General features: G+C 66.6%; 17 protein-coding genes. 10 read left to right on the top strand and 7 right to left on the bottom strand.

The window, feature by feature from the left end:
* Nucleotides 1-4: 4 nt before the first annotated feature.
* The 4 genes from C1A30_RS22065 to C1A30_RS22050 all read right to left on the bottom strand — a co-directional run bounded on the left by C1A30_RS22065 (nucleotide 5) and on the right by C1A30_RS22050 (nucleotide 3,754).
* Entirely contained in the window at nucleotides 5-592 is a 588-nt protein-coding gene (locus C1A30_RS22065) for a (2Fe-2S)-binding protein (protein ID WP_101950531.1), read from the bottom strand.
* Nucleotides 593-653: 61 nt separating this feature from the next.
* The gene (locus tag C1A30_RS22060; RefSeq protein WP_101950530.1) at nucleotides 654-1,541 is read right to left on the bottom strand and encodes an ABC transporter permease; all 888 of its coding nucleotides are present in this window, start codon (nucleotides 1,539-1,541) and stop codon (nucleotides 654-656) included.
* Nucleotides 1,541-2,482 carry an ABC transporter permease gene (locus tag C1A30_RS22055; protein ID WP_200828397.1) on the bottom strand — a complete coding sequence of 314 codons (942 nt, stop codon included), beginning with the start codon at nucleotides 2,480-2,482 and terminating at the stop codon, nucleotides 1,541-1,543. Before C1A30_RS22055 ends, C1A30_RS22060 begins: the two co-directional genes overlap by 1 nt.
* A gap of 42 nt (nucleotides 2,483-2,524) precedes the next feature.
* Nucleotides 2,525-3,754, bottom strand: coding sequence for a spermidine/putrescine ABC transporter substrate-binding protein (locus C1A30_RS22050; RefSeq protein WP_101950529.1), 1,230 nt, complete (start codon nucleotides 3,752-3,754; stop codon nucleotides 2,525-2,527).
* A 93-nt stretch (nucleotides 3,755-3,847) separates the two neighbouring features.
* Here C1A30_RS22050 and C1A30_RS22045 point away from each other — a divergent pair, with 93 nt between their 5' ends.
* Entirely contained in the window at nucleotides 3,848-5,224 is a 1,377-nt protein-coding gene (locus C1A30_RS22045; protein WP_101950528.1) for an aspartate aminotransferase family protein, read from the top strand.
* A gap of 16 nt (nucleotides 5,225-5,240) precedes the next feature.
* Nucleotides 5,241-6,455: an ABC transporter ATP-binding protein gene (locus tag C1A30_RS22040; protein WP_369974170.1), complete on the top strand. Its 1,215-nt coding sequence runs from the start codon at nucleotides 5,241-5,243 to the stop codon at nucleotides 6,453-6,455.
* Here the strand turns inward: C1A30_RS22040 and C1A30_RS22035 are convergent.
* Complete coding sequence (locus C1A30_RS22035; RefSeq protein ID WP_101950527.1) at nucleotides 6,442-7,092, bottom strand: TetR/AcrR family transcriptional regulator; 651 nt, start codon at nucleotides 7,090-7,092, stop codon at nucleotides 6,442-6,444. The two genes, C1A30_RS22040 and C1A30_RS22035, sit on opposite strands and share 14 nt — an antisense overlap.
* Nucleotides 7,093-7,187: 95 nt before the next feature.
* Between C1A30_RS22035 and C1A30_RS22030 the strand changes: the two genes are divergently transcribed.
* Genes C1A30_RS22030 through C1A30_RS22020 form a run of 3 tightly spaced genes read left to right on the top strand, consistent with a single transcriptional unit; the run spans nucleotide 7,188 to nucleotide 12,102 of the window.
* Nucleotides 7,188-8,804: an NAD(P)/FAD-dependent oxidoreductase gene (locus C1A30_RS22030; protein ID WP_101950526.1), complete on the top strand. Its 1,617-nt coding sequence runs from the start codon at nucleotides 7,188-7,190 to the stop codon at nucleotides 8,802-8,804.
* Nucleotides 8,801-10,816 (top strand): acetate--CoA ligase family protein, encoded by a 2,016-nt coding sequence (locus C1A30_RS22025; RefSeq protein ID WP_101952794.1) that lies wholly within the window; start codon nucleotides 8,801-8,803, stop codon nucleotides 10,814-10,816. Before C1A30_RS22030 ends, C1A30_RS22025 begins: the two co-directional genes overlap by 4 nt.
* Nucleotides 10,817-10,818: 2 nt before the next feature.
* Nucleotides 10,819-12,102, top strand: coding sequence for an acyl-CoA dehydrogenase family protein (locus C1A30_RS22020; RefSeq protein WP_101950525.1), 1,284 nt, complete (start codon nucleotides 10,819-10,821; stop codon nucleotides 12,100-12,102).
* A 92-nt stretch (nucleotides 12,103-12,194) separates the two neighbouring features.
* Here C1A30_RS22020 and C1A30_RS22015 read toward each other — a convergent pair whose 3' ends face one another.
* Nucleotides 12,195-13,280 (bottom strand): ROK family transcriptional regulator, encoded by a 1,086-nt coding sequence (locus C1A30_RS22015; protein WP_101952793.1) that lies wholly within the window; start codon nucleotides 13,278-13,280, stop codon nucleotides 12,195-12,197.
* A 78-nt stretch (nucleotides 13,281-13,358) separates the two neighbouring features.
* Here C1A30_RS22015 and xylA point away from each other — a divergent pair, with 78 nt between their 5' ends.
* From xylA to C1A30_RS21995, 4 genes are all read left to right on the top strand, one after another.
* Nucleotides 13,359-14,582, top strand: coding sequence for a xylose isomerase (gene xylA, locus C1A30_RS22010; RefSeq protein WP_101950524.1), 1,224 nt, complete (start codon nucleotides 13,359-13,361; stop codon nucleotides 14,580-14,582).
* Between the two features lie 91 nt (nucleotides 14,583-14,673).
* The gene (locus tag C1A30_RS22005; protein ID WP_101952792.1) at nucleotides 14,674-15,750 is read left to right on the top strand and encodes a sugar ABC transporter substrate-binding protein; all 1,077 of its coding nucleotides are present in this window, start codon (nucleotides 14,674-14,676) and stop codon (nucleotides 15,748-15,750) included.
* A 4-nt stretch (nucleotides 15,751-15,754) separates the two neighbouring features.
* Complete coding sequence (locus C1A30_RS22000; RefSeq protein ID WP_101950523.1) at nucleotides 15,755-16,531, top strand: ATP-binding cassette domain-containing protein; 777 nt, start codon at nucleotides 15,755-15,757, stop codon at nucleotides 16,529-16,531.
* Nucleotides 16,532-16,541: 10 nt separating this feature from the next.
* On the top strand, nucleotides 16,542-17,807 hold the full coding sequence (locus C1A30_RS21995) for a sugar ABC transporter permease (RefSeq protein WP_101950522.1): 1,266 nt from the start codon (nucleotides 16,542-16,544) through the stop codon (nucleotides 17,805-17,807).
* Here C1A30_RS21995 and C1A30_RS21990 read toward each other — a convergent pair.
* Nucleotides 17,804-19,006, bottom strand: coding sequence for an FAD-binding oxidoreductase (locus tag C1A30_RS21990; RefSeq protein WP_101950521.1), 1,203 nt, complete (start codon nucleotides 19,004-19,006; stop codon nucleotides 17,804-17,806). The two genes, C1A30_RS21995 and C1A30_RS21990, sit on opposite strands and share 4 nt — an antisense overlap.
* Before the next feature lie 52 nt (nucleotides 19,007-19,058).
* Here C1A30_RS21990 and C1A30_RS21985 point away from each other — a divergent pair, with 52 nt between their 5' ends.
* Entirely contained in the window at nucleotides 19,059-20,219 is a 1,161-nt protein-coding gene (locus tag C1A30_RS21985) for an acyl-CoA dehydrogenase family protein (RefSeq protein WP_101950520.1), read from the top strand.
* The last annotated feature ends 55 nt before the right edge of the window (nucleotides 20,220-20,274 follow it).

Here is a 20,274-nt window from a genome sequence, read left to right as displayed (position 1 = left end):
CGGCCTACGCGTCGCGGGCCGCGTTCGCGACCGCGGTGACGATGTTGGTGTAGGCGCCGCACCGGCAGATGTTGCCGCTCATCCATTCGCGGATCTCGGCGGGGGATCCGGTGTGGCCCTCCTTGATACAGCCGATCCCGGACATGATCTGCCCGGACGTGCAGTAGCCGCACTGGAACGCGTCCTCGTCGATGAACGCCTGCTGGAGGGCATGCAGCCTGCCGTTGCGTTCCAGGCCCTCGATGGTGGTGATCTCCGCACCGTCGTGCATCACCGCGAGTGTCAGACAGGACACGACGCGCTGCCCGTTGACGTGAATCGTGCATGCGCCGCAGGCGCCCTGATCGCAGCCCTTCTTGGTGCCGGGCAGGTTCGCGCGCTCCCGCAACGTGTCGAGCAGCGACGAACGGTTGTCCACCTCGATCTCGCGGTCTTCCCCGTTGATGCGTAACCGCACCTTCGTCGTCGTGGCGGTGTTTGCCTGTTCGTCTTCACCACAACCTGCCAGCAACGGGGCCGTCGCCACCACGCCGCCGACCGCTATCGATGCTCCGACAAACGTTCTCCGGTTGAGTTCAACCACGTCGTCCAACGCTATGCAGGCATGCTGTGAATCAGCCAAAACGCATACCAAACACATATGTGCGCTGGTCTCAGGCTTCGCCCGCGAACGCTCCGATCCCGCGGTCCTCGGTGGTGTCGCCACGGGTCAGGTACCGGTACACCAGGAACCCGATCACCACCGCCGTCAACGCGGCCAGCAGCAGCAGGGACGCCAGCGCGTTGAGTGCAGGCGTCGGCGCGCCGCGCGCGGTGTTGTAGATCTTCACCGACACCGGCTCGGTGGCCGCGTCGCCGGACAGGTACCGCACCAGCACGAAGTCGTCGATGACGTCGGCGAACACCAGCACGGTGCTGGCGAAGATCGCGGGCATCAGCATCGGCAGGATGATCCGTCGCAGCGCACCGATGGCCGAAGCTCCGAGATCCATTGCCGCTTCCTCGTATTGCGGGCCGATGGTCGCCAACCGTGCCCGCACCAGCACCGCGGGGTAGGACACCTGGAAGGTGACCAGCCCGATCACCTGCGCGGTGGTGCCCAACTCGACGGGCAACGCGATCGTGGTGACCACGAACAGCAGCGCGACGGCCAGCAGCACCTCAGGCAACACGAACGAGATCAGCATCAGGAAGTTCGCCCCGGCGGGCAGCCTGCCCCGCCAGCGGTCGATGCCGATCGCGAACAGCACCCCCAGCGGGACAGTGATCAGCGTGGTGACCACACCCAGTTTGAGCGTCTGCAGCAGCGCGGTGTGCAACGCGTCGTTGTGCCAGACGGACAGTGTTTTGTCGCCCCAATACCACCGCAACGAAAAGCCCTGCCACGTCGTGCGGGACCGGCCGTTGTTGAACGAATACAGCACCGCGATGGCCACCGGCAGCAGCGACCACACCAGGTAACCGACGGTGATGCCGACCAGAAAACGCGGCGGCCGCCACGGATCGTTCCACCACGCGACAGGTGATTTCGCTCGGGCCATCAGACTGCCACCTCGTCACGGCGCGACGTCACCCGGAGGTAGTAGAGCATCGGCAGCAGCGCCACCAGGAACACGAGCATCACAAAGGCACCCGCCTGGCCGGTCCGCCCGGGCGCTTGCACACTGTCGTTGATCAGATTGCCGACCATCGCCGTCTTGGGTGAGGCCGACAGCATGTCGCTGGTGAAGTAGTCGCCGAGCATCGGCAGGCAGGTCAACAGCACCGCGGCCAGGATCGTCGGCCTGCACAACGGCAGCGTTACGCGCCAGAACGACGAAAACCGGTCTGCGCCAAGGTCACGCGACGCTTCGAGCACCGGCTGAGGCAGCCGATCGAGCCCGGCGTAGAGCGGAAGGATCATGTACGGCACGTATCCGTACACCAGGCCGAGTATCACCACCACCGGCTGGCCGGTCAGCCAGATCACGCCGACGTCGAACAGTCCACCGAAGGACAGCACCTTGTTCACGATGCCGTCGTTCTGAAGAAGGTTGACCCACGCGAACATTCGCATCATGTAGCTGATCCAGAACGGTGCGATCAGCAGCGCCAGCAGCAGACCCTTGCGCCTGCCAGACAACCGGGCCACGTAATAGGCGACCGGGAACGCGATCAGCAGACACAGGCAGCTGGCGGTCACCACGAACACCGCGGTGCGCAACAGCGCGGCGCCGAAGATGCCGTCGGCGCCGGCGATGTGGGTCAGCACAAACGTGAACTGCGTCGGGTTCCACTGCAACGGATTCCACACCGGGACGGGTGTGCGGAACAGCGGGTCGACCTGACCGAACACGATGCACAGCACCACGTACAGCGGGAAGACGAAACACAGCAGCAGCCAGATGATTCCGGGCGCGGCCAGCACCGGCCACAGCCCCCTGACGCGTTCGCGGCGCGGCGTGGCCGGCTGCGGTGGCGCCGCGATTACCGGAACGCCCACTGTGTTCAACCCCCGGTCGCTTCGCTCCTGCCCGCCGGACCGCTATGACCCGCCGGCCTTGAAGGTCTGCCAGACGTTGTGCCACGCGGCATCGTTGGCCGGGTCGAGTTCCAGCAGCCGGTATCCGGTGTCGAAGTACTCCGGCTTGACGATCGCGCTGCGCAGGTTCTCCGGGATGAACTCCTCGTGCACAAGGGAATCCGGAGTCAGCGAATTCTGCGGCGGCTGGTAACCGATCGCGGAGAAGTTCTCCTTGGCCACCTCGGGTTCGAGCATGTGATTGATGAACAGGTGCGCGAGCACCGGATTCTTGCCGCCCTTGAGCGTGACGAGCATGTCGTTGTCGACCATGCCCTTGCCGTCCGCGGGGAACCAGTACCGGAGGATCTCCGGGCCGGTACCCTCGGGCAGATACGACTGCGCGTTGATGATGTCGCCGGACCACATCTGCGCGAGTCCCAACTGCCCGGCGGGCAGCTCGCTGTACGCGGTGATGGTCACCTTTGGCGAGGTCGCCTTCGCTAGCGCCTGGAGCTGCTCGCCGACCATCTTGAGGTCGGCCTCCGACGACGTGTTGATATCCGTGATCCCTTGGCGCAGAAGCACCATCGCCATGGTGGTGTGCCAGTCGTCGAGCACCGCCGTCTTGCCCTTGTACTGCGGATCCCAGAACGCGTCGTAGGGATTCTTCAGTGCGCCGATATCGGCGGGCACCTGATCGGTGCGCCAGCCGATGCCCGTGGTGTAGATGGTGTAGGGCACCGTGTAGCGCCACTCCTGGTCATACCACGGGTTGGTGAAGCTGGGCCACACGTTCTTGATGTTGGGGATGTAGGAGTGGTTGAGCGGGCGCAAGAGCCCGCCGTTGACCAGTCGGCTGATCTCGGTGTAGTTCGCGTTGTAGATGTCGAAGTCGACGCCGCTGCGGAGTTTGGTGATCGCTTCGTCGCCGTCGTTGAAGGTGGAGACCTCGATTTTGGTCTGGTACTGGTCCTCGAACGCCTTGATCGCCTGCGGGCTGAGGTAGTCCGCATAGTTGTAGATCTTCAGCGTCGCGCCCTTCTCGGGAGCGAGGCCGTCGGCGATCGGCTTGTTGTCGTCGGGGATGGGCCACGTGACCGGTTTGTCGGGGGCCGCCAGCGTCATGGAGGGCGGCGAGGAGGACGGCGCGTTCTTGGAGCAGGCTTGCAGGAACGCGGCCAGAGTGGGTGCGCTCGCGGCGAGAATTGCGGCGCGGGCCAGGAATTGTCGTCGGCTGGTGGGCTCGGGCATTGCGGCCTCCCCGTTGCTTTCACGCCTTGTCGCTGGTAGGACTCAAGCATAGACTGAATGCTCAGTCAACCGCTCCCGAATCGAGGTTTGACCGTGTCTTCGTCGGTGGTTCAAGGCCAGGAAACCGACATCATCAACCAGCTGATCGCCGCCGAGGAACAGGTGTTTCTGCGCCGACAGCCACGCAGCACCGCGCTCATCGCGCAAGCCCGCGAACATCTGGCGGGCGGCGCGACGTCCAACTGGCAGATCGCCGAACCGCAGGCCGTGTGGATGAGCCACGGCGCAGGCTCCAAGGTCTACGACGTGGACGGCACCGAGTATGTCGACATGCACGGCGGCTACGGCGCTTCCATTGCCGGGCATGCCCATCCGGCCATCGTCGACGCGGTCAGCGACCGGGTTCGTCGCGGCACGCATTTCGCCCAGCCGACCGAGGACGCGATCTGGAACGCGAGCGAACTGGCCCGCCGGTTCGGTCTTCCGCTGTGGCGGTTCGCCAACTCGGGCACCGAAGCCACCATGGACGCAGTCCATCTCGCCCGCGCGCTGACTGGGCGCGATCTGATCATAAAGGTCGAGGGCTGCTATCACGGCCATCACGACTCGGTGCAGGTGTCCGTGCTACCCGAGGCCGACGAGATAGGCCCCCGCGACCATCCGATCGGCGTGCCGGGCAACTCCGGAATCGCCTCCGCCATACGCGATTTGGTGATCGTGGTGCCGTTCAACGACGCCGAGGCCGTGGCCAGAGCACTCGCCGAGCGCCGCGGCCGGGTGGCCGCCATGATCCTCGAACCGGTGATGATGAACGCGGGCATCATCCCGCCCGACGACGGGTATCTCGCGGCCATCCGCGACCTCGTGCATGCCGACGGTGCGCTGCTGATCTTCGACGAGGTGAAGACCGGGTTCACCACCGGCCCCGGCGGCGTCACCGGGCTGTCCGGCGTCGTGCCCGACATGGTCTGCCTGGCCACGGCGCTGGGTGGCGGCATCGCGGTGGCGGCGATCGGCGGCACCACCGCCGTGATGTCGGCGATCGCCGACGGCCGCTACGAACAGGTCGGCACATTCAACGGCAACCCGCTGGCGATGGCGGCCACCCGCGCCACCCTCACCGACGTGCTCACCCCCGACGCATACGCACACCTGGACCGCCTCGCCGACCGGCTGCGGGTGTCCCTGGAATCGGTGATCGCACAGCACGGCTTCGACTGGCATGTGGTGACCGTCGGCGCCAAGGGCTGCGTGACGTTCCGCCGCGAACGGGTGCGGGAATTTCGCGACTTCCTCGAGATCGACGCCCGACTCGGCCACTTGCACTGGCTGATGCAGCACAATGGCGGTGTGTTTCTCCCGCCGTGGGGGAAGGTGGAGCAATGGCTGTTGTCGGTTCAGCACGACGCGGACGACGTCGACAGATTCGCCGCGAACTTCGACCGGTTCGGGCAGGCGGTGGCGAACTGAACAGGACGATGCGCCGGTGACCGGCGGGCTGGGGGCACCTCCCACCCGCAGGGTTGGGGGAGAGCGAAGCGACCCGGGGAATAGATCGGGCGGCGCGATCCGGCTGCAGCAGCTGGCCAAGTCGTTCGACGGGGTCCCCGCCGTGACCGGCATCGACCTCGATATCCCAGGCGGACAGTTCTACTCGCTGCTCGGGCCGTCCGGGTGCGGCAAGACCACGACGCTGCGGATGATCGCGGGCTTCGAGAAACCGGACTCCGGCCGCATCGAACTCGACGGCCGCGACGTCGCGAACGATCCGCCGCACAAGCGTCCTGTCAACACGGTCTTCCAGACCTACGCGCTGTTCCCGTTCATGACGGTGTGGGACAACGTCGCGTTCGGGCTGAAATATCAGAAGGCGTCGCGCGACGAGACCAAGCGCCGCGTCGGTGAGGCGCTGGACCTGGTCCGGATGGCCGACTTCGCCAAACGCCGTCCCGCACAACTGTCCGGCGGCCAGCAGCAGCGCGTCGCGCTGGCCCGCGCACTGGTGCTGCGGCCCAAGGTGCTGCTGCTCGACGAGCCGCTCGGCGCGCTGGATGCGAAGCTACGCAAGCAACTTCAGCTGGAATTGCGGGCCGTGCAGCGCGAGGTCGGGATCACGTTCGTCTACGTGACCCACGACCAGGAAGAAGCGATGACGATGAGTGACCAGATCGCCGTGCTCGCCGAGGGCCGCGTCGAACAGGTCGGTCCTCCGCAGGTCATCTACTCCGCTCCGGCCACCACGTTCGTCGCTGGATTCATGGGTGCGGCAAACATATTCGACGCCGAGGTGCTGGAAACCGGCGACGGCACCGCGGTGTGCGCAGCGCTGAACACCCGACTGGCAGCGGCCGCCGACACGTCGACCGCACTGGGCGCGGCCGCGATCGTCATCCGGCCGGAACGCATCGCGTTGCAGCACCCCGGTGAGCCAATCGGCCCGGGGCGCAACGTAATTGGCGGTGTCGTGGCCGAAGTCGTTTATCAGGGCAACTGCACGCAGGTGCACGTCGACGTTTCAGGGCCCGCTCCGCTGATGGTCGAGGTGGCCAACCACGCGGGTCCCACCTCGGTGACACACGAACTCGGCGCCAGCGTCAACTGTGTGTGCACGCACGACGCGGTGCGGATACTGCACCGCAGTACCGCGGTCCCGGTGCCCGATCCGGTTGCCGACCAGGTCGACGCGCTCAGCCCCTCTTGACGGCTTTCGCCTTACCGTTCACCCGCTTCTTGGCCGGCGCCAAGTTCAGTTCCCGTTCGGCGAACCGCATCGCGATGTCGTAGGCCAGGTCGGAGTCGACCTCCGGGTCCTCCAGAGCCACCTGGATGGACAGCCCGTCGAGCAGCGCCGAGAATTCCAGCGCGAACATCCGCTTGTCCTTGGCGCTCAGACCCGAGGAGTCGAGCGCGTCGACGATCATCGTGCGCCAGCGGGCGTCGAGTTCCGCCCGGCCCGCCTTGATCTCGTCGTGCCGAAACGCCTGCGCCCACAGGTCGAACCACAACCCCCACGCGCCGGGGATCTCGCCGGAGCCTTCCGGCACACAGGTCCACTGGATCAGCAGCGAGAGTCGCTCCCGCAGCGACGGAACCTCGGCCAGCATCTGCTCGGCCGCCTCGTAAAACGATTCCTCCGAATACCGCAGCGCGTCGACGAGCAGACGGTCGCGAGTGCCGAAGTAGTAGATGACAAGTGCCGAGCTAACGCCTGCACGCTTGGCGACGTCGGCGATGCGGGTGTCTCCGAAACCACGCTCACAGATCAGCTCTGCTGCGGCACGGAGCATTTCGATGCGGCGAGCCTCGTTCTGCTCGGTGGCAGGAGCTGGATCGGCCATGGCGTCGTCGGTTCCCTCCTGTACAGCGCTGGTCTTGTCTGTAGCGTAACACTTCGTTAGATTGAACAGTCAGTCAGGACGGAAGCGGGGCTCTCATGTCGAACAACTACGACGCCCTCGTCATCGGCGGCGGCCACAACGGTTTGGTGTCTGCGGCGTACCTCGCCCGTTCGGGCGCGAGGACATTGGTGCTCGAGGGACGCAGCACGCTGGGCGGGGCCGCCACCACGGAATCCCCATGGGAGGACGCGCCGCACCTGCGGGTGACGCGGCTGTCCTACGTGATGAGCCTGATGCCGCCGACCATCGTGCGCGATCTCGACCTGCCCCGGCACGGCTACAAGGTGCACCCGATGGGTCCCTACTACCAGGCGTTCCCCGAGGGGGGTTCGCTGACGATCTACGAGGACGACCCCTCGCGCACTTACGAGCAACTGGCCAGGTGGTCGAAGAAGGACGCCGAGGCGTGGCCGAAGTGGAACGCCTGGCTCGAGGGCATCGCCGACGTGATGGGGCCCCTGCTGACCCAGGTGCCGCCCAACATCGGCTCACACCGCCCCGGGGATCTGCTCGACCTGGCCAAGCTGGCCTGGAGCCAGCGCGGCATCACCGTGCGCACCACCGCCGACGTCACCCGACTGCTCACCATGAGCATCGCCGACCTGCTCGACGACTGGTTCACGTCGCCTCAGATCAAGGGCGCACTTGCCGTCAACGGTGTGATCGGAACCTGGGCGGGGCCCTATGAGCCGGGCACCGCTTATGTGATGGCGCACCACTCGATCGGTGACGTCGGCGACGGCCAACTCGGCAGCTGGGGCTACCCGGAAGGCGGCATGGGTGCGGTCGCCGCGGCGATCGCCAAGGCTGCCCGCGGGTTCGGCGCCGAGATCCGCACCGACGCACGCGTCGCGCGGCTTCTGGTCCGCGACGGCCGGGTGCACGGTGCGGTACTCGACAACGGTGACGAGTTCCACGCGCCGCTGGTGGTCACCACGCTGCACCCGAAAACTGCTTTCCTGGACCATATTCCGCGCTCCGAGCTGCCCGAGGACTTCGTCGCCGACATCGAGCACTGGAAGACACGCAGTGGCGTCGTGAAGATCAACCTGGCGCTCGCTGAGTTGCCGAACTTCACCGCCGACCCCAGCGACGGGCTGGCCGAGCACCACACCGGGTCGGTGGAGATGGCGCCGACGATGGAGTTCATCGAGGCGGCGTTCCAGGACGCGCGCGCCGGCAGACCGGCGCTGATGCCGTTCAGCGACGGCGTCATCCCGACCACGCTGGACAAGACGCTGAATCCCGATGGCACACACATCATGTCGCTGTTCACCCAGTGGGTGCCCGCCGAGTGGAGCCAGGCGCCGCACACCGAGGAGTTGGACGCCTACGCCGACCGGCTCATCGATCTCTACGACCAGGTCGCACCGGGCTTCAAGTCGTCCATCACGCACCGCGACATCGTGGGACCGTACGAGATGGAACAGGAGTACGGGCTGATCGGCGGCAACATCTTCCACGGCGAGTTGTCGCTGGAGCAGCTGTTCCACATGCGGCCCGCCCCCGGTTACGCCGACTACCGGACACCGATTGCCGGTCTGTACAACGGAAGTTCGGGTACGCATGCCGGTGGCGGGGTGTGTGGCATCCCGGGCTGGCAGGCGGCGCGTGCGGCGCTGGCCGACAAGAAGCGGCGCTGGCGCCGATGACCGGACAGCGCCGGGCGGCAGTCGCTGCGATGCTCGGCGCGCGGTCCATTGCGGTGGTGGGCGCGAGCGCGCGCCAGGGCAGCTTCGGCGCGCGGATGGTGGCAGAAGCCCAACGCGGTTCAGCGCGGGTGCATTTGGTGAATCCGCGCTACGACGCCATCGGTGAGCTACCCTGCGTCGCTTCGCTGGCCGAGCTCGACGAACCGGTCGATGTCGTGCTGTTGGGGGTGCCCGACTCGGCGCTGGTGGAGCAGTTGGAGATCGCCGCGGCCACCGGCGCGCGGTCGGCGGTGCTGTTCGGGTCCGCGCACGGGTTGCGCGAGAAGGTCGCGGCGATCGCCTCCGCTGCGGGCATGGCGCTGTGCGGCGCTGGCTGCATGGGATTCGTCAACAACGCCAACGGAGTACGGGCCCTGGGGTATCTCGAGCCAGATCCGCCGCCCGCCGGCGGAATCGCGATGGTGACCCACTCGGGGTCGGCGTTCTCGACGCTGCTGCGGACGCGGCGCGGGTTCGGCTTCCGGCTCGCGGTGTCGTCCGGGCAGGAACTCGTGACCGACACCGCCGACTACGTCGACTATGCGCTCGACGATCCGGAGACGAAACTTGTTGCGCTGCTGATGGAGACACCGCGATCTGTGGCGCGGCTGCGGCGGGCCTTGCTGCGCGCCGCGGAACAAGAGGTGCCGGTGGTGATGCTCACTGTGGGCGGATCACCGCGGGGCCGGGCGATGGTGGCCGCGCATTCGGGTGCGCTGGCGGGCGAACACGCGGCGTGGCAAGCGTTCTGCGCGGCCACCGGCGCGGTGCACGTCGGTGATATGGCGGAGTTCACCGACACCTTGGAACTGTTCTCGGCGGGACGGCGGGCGCACGGCGGCGGGATCGCGACCGTGCACGACTCCGGGGCCGAACGGGCGCTGGTGGCCGACCTGGCCGACGAGCTGGGGGTGCCGTTCGCGGATCTGGCCGACGACACTGTGGCGACACTCGGTGCGATGCTCGACGACGGCCTCGCCGCGACCAATCCGCTCGACGTCTGGGGTACCGGCGCGGACACCCGCAACCTGTTCGGCTCGTGTCTGCGCGCGATGGCCGCTGATCCGGGTGTCGGCGCCACCGCGCTGGCCGTCGACCTCGTCACCGAATATGACGGCGACACGTCCTACGCCGACGCGGTGCTCGACGTCGCGAAGGCCACCGATGAGCCACTGGCGGTGCTGGCGTCGGTGTCGTCGGCCATCGACGCACCGACCGCACAATTGTTGCGCGACAACGGTATTCCGGTGTTGGAAGGTTTCCGCAGCGGCCTGTCGGGGCTCGGACATCTGGTGCGCTGGCCGCGGTGGCTCGACCAGCCTGCGGACCACGAGCCGCGGCCGCGGCCCCTGCCCGACGACCCGTTCGAATTGCTCGCGGCGTTCGGGGTGCCGGTGGTCGAGACGCGCACCGCCAACTCGATCGAGACGGTGACGGCGGCGGCCGAGGCCATCGGCTATCCGGTGGTGTTGAAAACCGCTGGGGCGCAGCACAAGAGCGACGTCGGCGGCGTGGCTCTCGACCTGACCGATACTGAGCAACTGGCCGCTGCCTACGCGGCGATGACGCGATCCCTCGGACCCGTCGTGACGGTACAGCCCATGGTCGCCGACGGCGTCGAGGTGTCGGTGGGCTTCGTGCGCGACGACGCGTTCGGCCCGCTGCTCGTGGTGGCGGCGGGAGGCACGCTGGTCGAATTGCTCGCCGACCGGGTGGTGGCGCTGCCGCCGGTGTCGCACGCGGGCGCACTGGCGTTGCTGGGCCGGCTGCGCATCCGGCCGCTGCTCGCCGGCTGGCGCGGCGCCCCGGCCGTCGACGTAGCTTCGCTGGCCGAGGTGATCGTGGGGTTCTCGCAGATGGCCGTCGAGTGCGGCGAGGTCGTGGACGCCGTGGAGGCCAACCCGGTGATCGCCTCTGAACACGGTGTTGTCGCAGTCGATGCCCTGGTCCAGATCCGTCGGGCAGAATCCTAGAGATGGCGTGGGATTTCTCGACCGAACCGGAATTTCAGAAGAAGCTCGACTGGGTCGAGGAGTTCTGCTCAGAAGAGGTCGAGCCGCTCGAGTACGTGTTCCCGTACGCCGTCCGCTCGCCGGATCCCCACGTCAAGGCCTATGTCCGCGGCCTGCAACAGCAGATCAAGGACCAGGGGCTGTGGGCGTTGTTCCTCGACAAGGACCTGGGCGGGCCCGGCTTCGGGCAGCTCAAACTGGCGCTGTTGAACGAGGTGATCGGGCGCTACCCTGGCGCGCCGCAGATGTTCGGCGCGGCCGCCCCCGACACCGGCAACATGGAGATGTTGGCCGCGTTCGGCACCGACGAGCAGAAGAAGCGCTGGCTGGAGCCGCTGCTCAATCAGGACATCTTCTCGGCGTACTCGATGACCGAACCGCAGGGCGGGTCCGACCCCAACCTGTTCAAGACCCACGCCGTACGCGACGGCGACGAGTGGGTGATCAACGGCGAGAAGTGGTTCACCTCAGCGGGTCGGGTCGCCGATATCCTGTTCGTGATGTGCACCAACGGCATGTTCGTGGTGCCGCGCCAGACCCCTGGGGTGGAGATCCAGCCGGAGCCCCGCAACCACAATCACATCATCTACCGCGATGTCAGGGTGCCGCTCGATCACCTCCTCGGTCCGGAGGACGGTGCGAAGACGTTGGCGCAGCGCCGACTCGGTGGCGGCCGCATCCATCACGCGATGCGCACCATCGCGCAGTGCAAGCTGGCGTTCGACATGATGTGCGAACGGGCGCTGTCCCGCGAATCGCACGGCAAGATCATCGGCGAGCATCAGATGGTGCAGGAGAAGATCGCCGACTCCTACGCCGCGATCCGGATGCTGCGCCTGCTGGTGCTCGAAACTGCTTGGAAGATCGACAATTCCAGTACGAAGGATGCCCGCACCGACATCGCGACCGTCAAGTTCACGATGGCCAAGGTGTTGCGGGACGTGTCGTTCAACGCGCTGCACATCCTCGGTTCGCTTGGCACCACCGACCTCACCCCGCTGCAGGCCATGTACGCCAGCGCGCCGACGATGGGTCTGGCCGACGGCGCCGACGAGGTGCACAAGGCCACCGTCGCGCGTCGGGTGTTGCGGGAATACCAACCGCAGGTGCATCCGTACTGGCCGTCGGAGTACATTCCCGCCAAACGTGAAGCGGCGTGGGCGAAGTTCGAGCAGAAGTTCGAGGAAGACCCGCAACTGCGCGCCTCGGCCGAGGCGTACAAAAAGTACTTCGCCAAGCGGCGCTAGGTGACCAAACTCCGGCGAGCAGACGCAAACTGTCCTAAAACACCGGCGTGTCGTGACATTTTGCGTCTGCTCGCGCAGGGTAGGGCGCAGCGCTACTGATGGTAGTGCGCGGCGGGGTCGGCCAGCAGTGGCGCGAACGCCGCCTCGGCGGCACCGATCATCAGGGTCTGCGTGCCCAGGCTGGCGGCCACGATGCGCACCTGCTCGTGCGGCACCCGCATCGAGTGGCGGGATACCGCGGTGTCGAGTGCCGCGGCGGCCTGTTCCGGGAACACCCGAAGGAACCCGCCGAGGACGACGAGATTCGGGTTGAGCAGGTTGATGGCGTTACCGAGCGCGATGCCGAGGTACTGCGCTTGGTGGGCAACGGTTTTCGCGGTTGTCTGGCTCACCTCGGTTTCGAGGCAGCCGATGCGTCCGCAATGACACGGTGCCGCGCCGCCGACGTAGGTGTGGCCGAGTTCGCCTGCATACCCCGCAGCGCCCTCCAGAAGTTCACCGGCCACCACGAACCCGGCGCCGATTCCGCTGGCGCCCCCGTTGACGTAGATCATGTGATGCGCGTCGGGGTGTCCACCGAAGATGTGTTCGGCGATGGCCCCGAGGTTGGCGTCGTTGGCCGCGAACACCGGCAGTTCCACTGCTGCGCAAAGCATTTGGCCCAACGCGACGTCGTGCCAGTCGAGGTTCGGCGCCAGCCTCACCACGGAGTCGGGGGCGTGGACGAGGCCGGGGACGGCAACCCCGACCGCCGTCACACGTCGCTTCTCGTCCAGCTTGCGTCGGATCCGGTCGACGGCTTTCGCCGTGATGGCCACGGTATCGCGGGCGCTGGGGATACCGTCGGTCGGATACCTGTCGACGCTGAGCACAGTGCCGCCCAACGCAACCAAACCTATTGTCACAGCGTCGGATTCGGGGTTGACCGCGATTGCCAGCGTGTCGGTCTGCGGTCGCACGATCGGGCTGGGTCTGCCGACTTGGCTGGCAGGAGCGGCCTGAGTCTCCTCGACAAGGCCGCCTGCGACCAGTTCCTCCACCAGGTCCTTCACTGTCGAACGGGCCAACCCTGTCCTGCGCGTCAGCTCTGACCGCGTCAGCGCGCGGCTGCGATGGACCAGGGTCAGCACGGCAGACAGGTTGCGGCGCCGGACGTCATCGGTATTGGTGCCGATCATCGCCGAACCTCCCTTGACAGTGACCCAGCGCACATCTTATGTTCGGACCCAGAACAAATCCAGTGCCAGGAGAGCGCCATGTCCGTCCTTGACTCGACCGTCGCTGCCAGCGGGGACCTCGCCCCGAAGCCGTCCGACAAGTTCTCGTTCGGCCTGTGGACCATCGGCTGGACCGCCAACGACCCGTTCGGGGTGGCCACCCGGCCCGCCCTGGATCCCGTCGAGGCGGTGGAGCGACTCGCCCAACTCGGCGCGTACGGGCTGACCTTCCATGACGACGATCTGTTCCCGTTCGGCAGCAGCGACGGAGAACGCCGCCGCGCCATCGACCGGTTGACGTCGGCCCTGCGCGCCAACGGGTTGGCCGTACCCATGGTGACCACCAATCTGTTCACCCATCCGGTGTTCAAGGACGGCGCCTTCACAAGCAATGACCGAGGCGTTCGCCGGTTCGCGTTGCGCAAGACGCTGCGCAACATCGACCTAGCCGCTGAACTCGGCGCGGAAACCTTCGTCATGTGGGGTGGTCGCGAGGGCAGCGAGTACGACAGCGCCAAGGACGTCCGGGCGGCCCTGGAACGCTACTCCGAAGCGCTGAACCTGTTGTGCGAGTACGTGCTCGACCAGAAGTACCCGCTGCGGTTCGCGATCGAGCCGAAACCCAACGAACCCCGTGGCGACATCCTGCTGCCCACCGCCGGGCACGCGCTGGCCTTCATCGACACGCTCGCCCACCCCGAGATGGTTGGCGTCAACCCCGAGACCGGACACGAGCAGATGTCCGGACTCAACTTCATGCACGGCATCAGCCAGGCGCTGTACTGCGGCAAGCTGTTCCACATCGACCTCAATGGCCAGCGCGGAATCAAGTTCGACCAGGATCTGGTGTTCGGTCACGGCGATCTGGTCAACGCTTTCTCGCTCGTCGACCTGTTGGAGAACGGCGGTGTCGACGGCGGGCCGAGCTACACCGGCCCGAGGCATTTCGACTACAAGCCCAGCCGCACCGAAGACGTCACCGGGGTGTGGGATTCGGCCGCCGCGAACATGCGGATGTATCTGTTGCTCAAGCAGCGGGCCGCTGCGTTCCGTGCCGACCCGGAGGTCGGCGAGGCACTCCGGGCGGCCCGTGTCGATGAATTGCGCACTCCGACACTGGCCGCGGGCGAAACGTATCGCGAACTGCTCGCCGACAGGTCGGCCTACGAACAGTTCGACGCCGAGTCCTACTTCGGCGCCAAGGGTTTCGGCTTCGTCCAGCTGCACCAACTGGCCGTCGAGCACCTGATGGGCGCGCGCTGATCGTGATAGCGCAACGATATGGACGTGACGCACGTCACCCGATAAGTTGTCCGAAACAACAAACAATGGTGGATGGATGGAAGGCGGTTCCATGAAACGAGTCAGCGGCCTGATGCTCGCCGTCGTCGTCGGAGCGGGCCTGATGCTCACCGCGTGCGGCGACAACGGCGGCGGTGGCGGTGCCGGCGGCGGTGCCAAGGCGCAGAAGATCGGCGTGATCCTGCCCGACACCAAGTCCTCCGTCCGCTGGGAGTCCAAGGACCGCCCCGAACTCGAGGCCGCGTTCAAGAAGGCAGGCGTGGCCTACACCATCCAGAACGCCGAGGGTTCCGCCGACAACATGGCGACCATCGCCGACGGCATGATCGCCGACGGCGTGACGGTGCTGGCGATCGTCAATCTCGACTCCGACAGCGGGGCATCCATTCAGCAGAAGGCGGCCAGCCAAGGCGTCAAGACCATCGACTACGACCGGCTGACGCTGGGTGGATCAGCCGATGCGTACGTCTCCTTCGACAACACCAAGGTCGGTGAACTGCAGGGCCAGGGACTGGTCGACTGCCTCGCGGGCAAACAGTCAAATGTGGTGTTCCTCAACGGCTCTCCCACCGACAACAACGCCACCCTGTTCACCGGCGGTGCGCACAGCGTCATCGACAAGGTGCCGACCGTGCGGATCGTGGGCGAGCAGGCGGTGCCCGACTGGGACAACGACAAGGCGGTCACGATCTTCGAGCAGATGTACACCGCCGCGGACGGCAAGGTGGACGGCGTCTATGCCGCCAACGACGGGCTGGCCGGATCGGTGATCTCGATCCTGCAGAAGAACGGGCGGGCCGGACAGGTGCCCGTCACCGGTCAGGACGCCACGGTCGAGGGACTGCAGAACATCCTCGCAGGCAACCAGTGCATGACCGTCTACAAGTCGGCCAAGGAGGAAGCGGCCGCACTGGCCGCCGCGGCCATCGCCCTGTCCAAGGGGGAACAGCCCAAGACCAACAGCACATCTCGTGACGACAAGGGCAACCGCGATGTGCCGTCGGTGCTGTTGACGCCGAAGTCGATCACCAAGGACACCGTCGACGTGGTCTTCAACGACGGGGGCCAAACCAAGGAAGACGTCTGCACCGGCCAGTTCGCGGCCGCGTGCAGTGCCGCGGGACTGTAGAGCAGTGTCCGAGCCGATCCTCGAACTACGCGGCGTCAACAAGAGTTTCGGCGTCGTGCATGTGCTGCACGACGTGGACTTCCAGGTGTATCCGGGTGAGGTCACCGCGCTGGTCGGCGACAACGGTGCGGGCAAGTCGACTCTGGTCAAGGCGATCGCGGGAATCTACCCCCTCGACACCGGGACCTACGTGTTCGAAGGCAACCCGGTCACGGTGCACGGACCCAACGACGTGTCGGCGCTCGGCATCGAGGTGGTGTACCAGGACCTGGCGTTGTGCGACAACCTCGACATCGTCTCCAACATGTTCCTGGGGCGCGAACTCAAACAACGGGGAGTGCTCGACGAGTCCAGGATGGAATCGCTGGCCCGCGAAGCACTTTCGTCGCTGTCGGTACGGACGGTGAAGTCCGTGCGCCAGCCGGTGTCCAGTTTGTCCGGCGGTCAGCGGCAGACGGTGGCGATCGCCAAATCGGTGCTGTGGAATGCCAAGGTCGTACTGCTCGACGAGCCCACCGCGGCGCTCGGCGTGGCGCAGACCCGGCAGGTGCTCGATCTGGTCCGCCGGCTCGCCGACCAGGGCGTCGGCGTGGTCTTCATCTCGCACAACCTGAACGACGTGTTCGAAGTGGCCGACCGGATATGCGCGCTCTACCTCGGCCGGGTGGCCGCTGAAGTGAAAGCCGCCGAGGTCAGCCACAGCCAGGTGGTGGAACTGATCACCGCAGGCCGCTCCGGTGACCTCGGCCTGGCGCAGGCCGAGGCCGCACAGTCGATGTGAGGACCGCCAAATGACAACTCTGAACGCGAAACTCGCCGACGCCGACTTCGCCGCCGACACCCGTGCCGACGAAACGTTTGCCGAGGCGGTGCGCAGTTATCTGCGGCGGGGGCGGGGCGGCGACATGGGTTCGTTGCCTGCGATCCTCGGCCTCGTCGTGCTGTTCGTCGTGTTCGGGCTCGCCAACGAGCGATTCACCTCGCCGCTCAACCTAGCCAACCTCGTCACCCAGGCCGGTTCGATCTGCGTGCTGGCAATGGGATTGGTGTTCGTGCTGTTGCTCGGCGACATCGACCTGTCCGCGGGGGTGGCGGGGGGTGTCTCGGCGTGCGTGATGGGCTTGACCATCGTCAACCTCGGCTGGTCGTGGTGGGCCGCGATGCTCGCGGGCATTCTGTGCGGTGCGCTGATCGGGCTGGCGATCGGCGTGCTGCGTGCCAAGTTGGGCATCCCGTCATTCGTCGTGACGCTGGCGTTTTTCCTTGGGCTGCAAGGCGTGACGTTGAAGCTCATCGGCGAGGGCGGATCGATCCGGGTGGACAACCCCGTCATCCGCGGCATCACGATCGACAACATGTCGGTCACGGCGGGTTGGTTGTTCGCCCTTCTCATCGTCGCCGGTTTCACGTGTTTGGAGTTGTATCGGCATCGCACCAAGGTGGCCCGAGGGCTGGTGCACCCGCCGTTCGGTGTGGTGATCGCGCGCATCGTCGGTGTGGCGGTGGTGGCCCTCGGGGTGGCCTACGTGCTGAACCTCAACCGCAGCGTGAACCCGAACATCGAGATCCGCGGCATCCCTTACGTTCTGCCGCTCGTCGGGGTGCTGCTGATCGTGTTGACGCTGGTGCTCAACCGCACCTCCTACGGTCGGCACATCTACGCGGTGGGCGGCAACGCGGAGGCCGCGCGGCGGGCCGGTATCAAAGTCGCCCGCATCAGGATGTCGGTCTTCGTGGTGTGCTCGTCGCTGGCGGCGGTCAGCGGCATCATCGCGGCGTCCTACGGCGGCAAGGTGTCAGCCTCGTCGGGTGGCGGCAACGTGTTGCTGTACGCCGTCGGCGCGGCGGTGATCGGCGGCACCAGCCTGTTCGGCGGTAAGGGCCGCGCCATCGACGCGGTGGTCGGCGGGGTGGTGGTGGCCACCATCGCCAACGGGCTCGGATTGCTGAACCAGGCGTCGTACATCAACTTCCTGGTCACCGGCGGGGTCTTGCTGCTCGCGGCGAGTGTGGACGCGATCTCCCGCAGGCGCCGATCGGCGACCGGCTTGTCCTAGTGCGCGGCCTTCTCCGGAAACGGCAGTGAAATCGGTTCTGGCGCAACGCGACTGTTGCCCTCTGCGTCGAAGCGGTCCAGCCCGAGGTCGGTGAGATCCAGCCACGTGCACTCACCGGTGGTGGTGAGGTCGGCAGCCACCTGTGCGACGGCGGGGCCCCACATCATGCCGTGACCGGCGGGGCTGGCCACCACGGTGCCGTCGACGGGACCGTCGTCGGTCAGCAGCGGGCCGAGGATCGGCAGATGGTCGGGGGTGTAGTCGATGGTGGCCGCCCACATCCGCCGAAGGCCCAAACCCTTGACGCCGGGCAGCAATTCCTCGATGCGGTCACGGGCCTTGAGGTAGTACACCTCGTCGAAGTCGGCGGCCACCCCCGGCGGCTCGTCGGGATTGCTCATCCCCCACAGTAGGCCGCCGGCTTCGCCTGGCCGCCAATAGATTCCGGAGGTGATGTCGAACACCATCGGCACGTCGTGCACGTCGAATGCGGACACGGGCGCGGTGACCACCACCTGGTGGCGGGTGCCGCCCGCGGGCACCCGCGCGCCCGCCGCCGCGCCGACATCGGCGAGCTTGGGCCCGCCGGTGAGCACCACGCGGTCGGTGTCGATAGGCACGTCGGAGGTGTCGACGCCGACCACGCGGCCGCCCGCGGTCCGCAGCCCGGTGAACCGGCACCGCTCCCGGACGTCGACGCGATGTGCGGTCAGCGCCGCGGTGTAGGCCAGCACATTGCGCGGCGCGTCGATGTAACCATCGCCCGGCGCGTAGGACGCGCCCAGCGTGACACCTGGTGCCAGACCGGTGTTTCGGTCGTCGATCTCGGCGCTGGACAGCCACTGCACCGTGAGGCCGAGTCGCTGTTGCAGCGCGATGCGGTCATGGGCCTGCGCGACCTCCGCGTTGGTGAAACACGGCATCAGGTAGCCCTGCGGCACGAAGCCGCAGTCCAGCGGGAAGCGGTCGCCGCTGGCGGCATAGAACTCCTGGCTACGAAGGCCGAGCTTGATCGCGGTCTCGGTGCCGCCCTGCGCGCGGACCATGCCCGCGGCCCGGCTGCTCGCGCCGTCACCCAACGTCGATTTCTCCAGTAGGACGACTCTTTCGACGCCGCTCTCGGCGAGCAGCACGGCCGTCCACGCGCCGACCGTTCCGCCGCCCACCACCACGACATCGGCGCTGCGGGAGCTGGTCATACCACGAAACGCTGGCATAGACTGAACGCTCAGTCAAGAGGCGGAGGCGCGGATGTATGGACTGACCGAGGACGACCTTCGGATCCGGAACACGGCGCGCGACTTCGTCGAGACGCTGATGCCGCACGAGGTGGAGGCCGAACTCGCCGAAGGGACTCTGCCCAAGGAGTTGACGGCCGAACATCAGGCCCGCGCCATCGAATTGGGCTTGTACGCAACGAATATGCCGACATCTGTCGGCGGTCCTGGTTGCACCGCCCTGCAACAGGTGCTCGTGCAGGAGCAGTGCGGGCGGGTGACCAATGGCCTCGGCTGGGTGATGGCCACCCCGCCGCAGTGGTGGGTGGGGGTGGCGACCGACTATCAGCGGGAGCGCTGGTTGCTGCCGTCGGTGCGGGGTGAGAAGCACGAGGCATATGCGATCACCGAGGAGTTCGCCGGTTCCGACGTGTCCGCGCTGCAGACGACCGCGCGGCGGGACGGCGACGAGTACGTGGTCAACGGTGTCAAATGGCACGTCACATCGTTCAATCTCGCCGATTACGTCTTCGTCGAAGCGGTGCTCGACAGTGGCGAGCACGTGCTGCTCGTGGTCGATCTCCCGTGGCCCGGGGTGGAAGTGGTTCGCACACCGCAGTATTCGCACAACATCGCCGACGAGCACCCGATCGTGGCGTTCAACGACGTCCGCGTGCCCGCAGTCAACCGCGTCGGGACCGAAGGTGATCCGATGACCTTCACCCAGGACTGGTTCCGGTTCGAGCGGATGATGGTGGCCGCGAGATGTGTTGGTGCCGCCCAACGTCTGCTGGACGAGGCCACCGCGTTCGCGCAGACGCGGGTGGTCGCTGGGCGACCGCTGGGCGAACACCAGTTGGTCGCCGGCATGCTGGCCGACAGCGCGACCGAGTTGTTCGCCGCCAGGACGATGCTCTACGAGGTGGCCCGGTCGATCGACGCGGGCCACGATCGCAAGACGGTGCACGGCCAGGCGTCGATGGCAAAGCTGTACTGCTCGGAGATGGCGGGCCGGGTGGCCGACCGTGCCGTGCAGATCTTCGGCGGCCGCGGCTACATGCGCGAGAACGTCGCCGAGCGGATGTTCCGCGAATTGCGGGTGGAGCGAATCTGGGAAGGGGCGAGCGAGATCCAGCGGATCATCGTCGGCCGTCAGCTGATGAATCGGGGGCCGGGGGCGCTGCTCGACGCCTGACGCGAGTAACCTTGATGCAGGTCGGGGTGACAATCGAAAGATCGCATCGGACCGG

The sequence above is a fragment of the Mycobacterium sp. 3519A genome, from assembly GCF_900240945.1.
In the GTDB taxonomy this organism is placed as follows: Bacteria; Actinomycetota; Actinomycetes; order Mycobacteriales; family Mycobacteriaceae; genus Mycobacterium.
The sequence above is the reverse complement of the archived record's forward strand: the minus strand, read 5'-3'. Positions and strand labels throughout refer to the sequence as shown.

Bases quoted from the DNA above. Each gene is read 5' to 3' on its own strand.
- C1A30_RS21995 (WP_101950522.1), top strand. From the start codon at position 16,542: ATGACAACTCTGAACGCGAAACTCGCCGACGCCGACTTCGCCGCCGAC.
- xylA (WP_101950524.1), top strand. From the start codon at position 13,359: ATGTCCGTCCTTGACTCGACCGTCGCTGCCAGCGGGGACCTCGCCCCG.
- C1A30_RS22020 (WP_101950525.1), top strand. From the start codon at position 10,819: ATGGCGTGGGATTTCTCGACCGAACCGGAATTTCAGAAGAAGCTCGAC.
- C1A30_RS22050 (WP_101950529.1), bottom strand. From the start codon at position 3,754: ATGCCCGAGCCCACCAGCCGACGACAATTCCTGGCCCGCGCCGCAATT.
- C1A30_RS22060 (WP_101950530.1), bottom strand. From the start codon at position 1,541: ATGGCCCGAGCGAAATCACCTGTCGCGTGGTGGAACGATCCGTGGCGG.
- C1A30_RS21990 (WP_101950521.1), bottom strand. From the start codon at position 19,006: ATGACCAGCTCCCGCAGCGCCGATGTCGTGGTGGTGGGCGGCGGAACG.
- C1A30_RS22030 (WP_101950526.1), top strand. From the start codon at position 7,188: ATGTCGAACAACTACGACGCCCTCGTCATCGGCGGCGGCCACAACGGT.
- C1A30_RS22035 (WP_101950527.1), bottom strand. From the start codon at position 7,092: ATGGCCGATCCAGCTCCTGCCACCGAGCAGAACGAGGCTCGCCGCATC.
- C1A30_RS22025 (WP_101952794.1), top strand. From the start codon at position 8,801: ATGACCGGACAGCGCCGGGCGGCAGTCGCTGCGATGCTCGGCGCGCGG.
- C1A30_RS22005 (WP_101952792.1), top strand. From the start codon at position 14,674: ATGAAACGAGTCAGCGGCCTGATGCTCGCCGTCGTCGTCGGAGCGGGC.
- C1A30_RS22015 (WP_101952793.1), bottom strand. From the start codon at position 13,280: ATGATCGGCACCAATACCGATGACGTCCGGCGCCGCAACCTGTCTGCC.
- C1A30_RS21985 (WP_101950520.1), top strand. From the start codon at position 19,059: ATGTATGGACTGACCGAGGACGACCTTCGGATCCGGAACACGGCGCGC.